Genomic DNA, 3,551 nt, shown 5'->3' on the forward strand with positions numbered 1-3,551 from the left:
GGATTTTTAATCATTGATTTATAAATTATATAAAGGTGTTTTCAACTTCTTTTTTGACAAATTCAAGGTCAGAAGCGGGCTCGCCCACTAACACCATATAGGCGTCGGCTGTTTGAAAACTTTGGCCTTTGTATTGGTTATCAGCAAATGCTTCTTCTAACACAATACGGCTTTCGACGGGCACAATAAACAAAGTGACTTTATTACCGTTCTCGTCGGCCATCACTAAATGCAATGATTTAACACCTTGGAAGTCGCAATAAGAGGTGTAAAAAACACGGCCTGGTTGTTGGATAAACTTCGAATCACTTAACCCTTCTAAACTGGCGAGTTTAAAGTTAACGTCATTAAAACCAATATCCTGTTCCATCACCAATGCTTTGGTTTCATGATGAACATGAGCCAACGAGTTTTCCCCTAAGTTTACTGGGGTTAAGTGTAATAAACTAAAGCTGACTCCCACAATAAAGGCAACTGAGGCGGCCATTGCCATCAAATAACGAGTGTGCTTTTTACTCTTCTGATGCTGACTTAATTGCTGTCGCAAAATTAACTTGTCAGCGAGCCCGTCAGGCACACTAATATTAAGTGCTTGAGTGAGTTTATGGTCAAATGCTTGTAGCTCTTTGACAAATTTAGCATCGTCTTCATTTTCAGCTAAATGAGCTAAAAAATCGTCGGCTTGATTATTTGGGTCACCGTATGCATGGCGACGAAACTGTAGATCATCCATTTGATTGACCTCTTACCTCTGGTGCTTCGAGAGCGTCTTTTAACTGGTTTCTGGCTCTAAATAAACGGGTCATTACCGTATTTCGATTGAGTTCGAGCATCGTGGCAATCTCTTCACCGCTAAACCCGCCAATCAGCTGCAATAACAAAGGCTCTCGATATTCGATATCGAGTTTACCTATTTGACGACGTAACCAATACTGCTCGGTATCTTCTTCATGACTTGTCGATAGTACATCTTCAAGTAAATCTTGTTCTACGTCGCTATAGTCAAATTGTTTACGCTCAAAACGTCTGGCATTTTCCCGTCTTAAAATGGTAATTAGCCAGGCTTTAGCCGCTTTTTCGTCATTTAATGAGTCCAAAGAACGCCACGCCCTTAAGAACGTTTCTTGAGTAATATCTTCAGCAACATGCTTATCACCACATAACCAAAAGGCGTAGCGAAATATGTCGGTGTGAAGAGCCCTGACAAGGCTATCGTATCGTCGTTGTTTTGTTAGCATCTCAGATAAGACCGCGGGTTCGGACTTTTTCTTTCGCAATGAATCAAACATTTTTTAACTTTTTTGAGTTAATTATATGTAACAGCTTAAAAAGGAGGAGGATTAATAGCAAGCTAAATAGCAGAATCTACCTACTATTTAGCTTTTTAATGCTATGGGTTTAGCTCAGCTATTATCGATTTTTTATTGTCGAGAGGGGGGGGGTGATAAGCCAAAATGGCATCCATCAGCGATTTTTTATCAATCGCTTGTGGTTTATTACTGTATTTGTCTGCTTGTAGTTTCTTTATTGCAAACGCCAGTTGCTCAGATAAACCACTGATTTGAGTCAAGGTCATCAATTTGCCTAAACGCTCGCTAAAGTAGGCTTGTACCGCAATAATAGCCGCACTGCTGTCGTTACGATCGCATGCATGAATAATTGCATTGAGTCCAGTAGTTGCGGTTTTCCGTTGTATTTTGAGACTTTTATTGTCTTGATTAGATGGCGGCAACGTGCGGTTTATCGATGCTGCTTTACGCCATAAGACTAAAGTGATGAGCCATAATACCGCCAGAACCCCACTCAGTAACGGCCAATATCCGCTGTCTTGAACGGCACTAAAAGTATCTGCAGGTGGAATATCTGTCATAGCCGTTGTGCTGCCAATCACGTTAATCGTGCGCGCTGGCAATGTGGCAAATTGTTGCTTTTTAAGATGGGGATTCCACCAGGGGACATTTATTTCAGGTAGTGTATAAGTACCTGGTTTTGTTGGCACAATAGCAGTAGTAATACTGTATTGTGATACCACTTGATTATCACGGACAAATGTTTGTCTTAGTGGTTTTTCTGGGTATCCCTTTAAGCCCTCAGTCAGTGGTATATCGATGTCGGGTAAACTAGTGTCATCGGTATTTGATGCAATTAAACTAATTGTGCGGGTAATAGGGCTGCCGACTTCAAATTCGCTGATATCGTCTGGCCACGTCTCTTTTAATACCGCAATATCGCTGACTAACCATTTTCCTTGGTAACTTGGCGGTGTTGGATTAATTTGAATGACTTCTCTTTCTGCTTCTGTTTGCATTGGCCGACTTTCATTAAAACCAAACATACCCCCGCGTCTAGGAGCTTCAACAAGTACATCGCCTGAAAAACTGGCGCCATTGATAACTAACTCCCCTGGCAGATCGGCAATAATACCGTAAGTGCGTTCAATCACTCTAAAGCGACGACCATCAATGATCTCACTGCCATCTTTGTCTTCGCCGATTTGCTTGATTTGCGCCCCTTCAATAACGGGTGCACTTAACACTCCACGTTGTAATTCTACTGCAAGGTATAGCTTCACTTTATAAGTGATTAATTGGCCGACATAAGCTTCAGAGGCATTAGTGTTGATTTTAATAAATACGTTTTGTACTTCGTCGGCAGGTGAACCTTGTGGAATAACTTTTAAGGTAATTGGGTTTGAGCTAATCCCTTTGATGTTAAACGCCGGTATGGTGATGTTGCCTACTGACTTAGGTGACAATAATACCTGCCAACGAGTTTCTTTGGTGGTGTCAAAATTAACCATTTTAGTGCTGCGGCCAACACTGGTTCTTCCGACAATAAAATCATCGAGTAATACTGAGGTATCTAGTGCCCCCGCATTAAGGTCATCATCGGCAATAATATCGAGTACGAAATACTCGCCTGTAACAACTGGATTTCGGTCGATGGTAGCTTGTACTTGGCTAAGTGCAAATACCGGTGCTGCAATGATGAATAGCAATAGGCTAAAAAAAGTTCTGATTACCACTGTTCATTTTCCTTAGGCGGTTGACTATTTTGACGACGTTTTTGATATTCAAGCTGCATTTTATTGCGGATTAATACTTGTGGGTCTTCGTTTATAGCGCGAAGTGCTCTTTCCATGTCCGCAGGTAGCGAATCTTGATTAACTTGCGATGCCGAGATCATTTCTGATGGTTTGCCCTCTTTTATGTCTTCGGTATTTGACTCTGTTGACGACGGTGCAGCACTCATTTTTTGGTTGCCATCATCTTGTTGGTCTCCGCCGTCAGCCGCACTGGCTTGCATACTAGATTCGTTACTTGCATGCTTGTCTTGCGTTGGCTCATTTTGCTGTGAGGCGTTGCTATCGTCAGATGTTGATTGTTGATCAGAGTTATTTTGTTGCTGATCATTTTGTGACGGTTCGGATTGTTTATCGTCTTGTTGTTCATCGCTGTCTAAAGGCTGATCATTTTGTGATTGCGGTTTATTATTATCAGATGAACGATCATTATTATTGTCTGATTGATTGTCTGATTGATTGTCTGATT

At 41.4% G+C, this 3,551-nt stretch carries 3 protein-coding genes and 1 pseudogene; all 4 read right to left on the reverse strand.

Annotation, left to right across the window (positions count from 1 at the left end; genetic code table 11):
• Window positions 1-25: 25 nt before the first annotated feature.
• Window positions 26-733 (reverse strand): DUF3379 domain-containing protein, encoded by a 708-nt coding sequence (locus H5202_RS19265; RefSeq protein ID WP_182773486.1) that lies wholly within the window; start codon window positions 731-733, stop codon window positions 26-28.
• Window positions 726-1,289 (reverse strand): sigma-70 family RNA polymerase sigma factor, encoded by a 564-nt coding sequence (locus tag H5202_RS19270; RefSeq protein WP_011638133.1) that lies wholly within the window; start codon window positions 1,287-1,289, stop codon window positions 726-728. The genes H5202_RS19265 and H5202_RS19270 overlap by 8 nt, the downstream gene beginning before the upstream one ends.
• A gap of 101 nt (window positions 1,290-1,390) precedes the next feature.
• Complete coding sequence (locus tag H5202_RS19275) at window positions 1,391-3,025, reverse strand: BatD family protein (protein ID WP_182773487.1); 1,635 nt, start codon at window positions 3,023-3,025, stop codon at window positions 1,391-1,393.
• A pseudogene (locus H5202_RS19280) lies at window positions 3,019-3,551 on the reverse strand (hypothetical protein); the annotation flags it as partial. The pseudogene H5202_RS19280 and the gene H5202_RS19275, both read right to left, overlap by 7 nt.

Source organism: Shewanella sp. SG41-4 (assembly GCF_014164505.1).
Classification (GTDB): Bacteria; Pseudomonadota; Gammaproteobacteria; order Enterobacterales; family Shewanellaceae; genus Shewanella.

Excerpts from the sequence above, each read along its gene's own strand:
- H5202_RS19265 (WP_182773486.1), bottom strand. The coding sequence starts at position 733 with ATGGATGATCTACAGTTTCGTCGCCATGCATACGGTGACCCAAATAAT.
- H5202_RS19270 (WP_011638133.1), bottom strand. The coding sequence starts at position 1,289 with ATGTTTGATTCATTGCGAAAGAAAAAGTCCGAACCCGCGGTCTTATCT.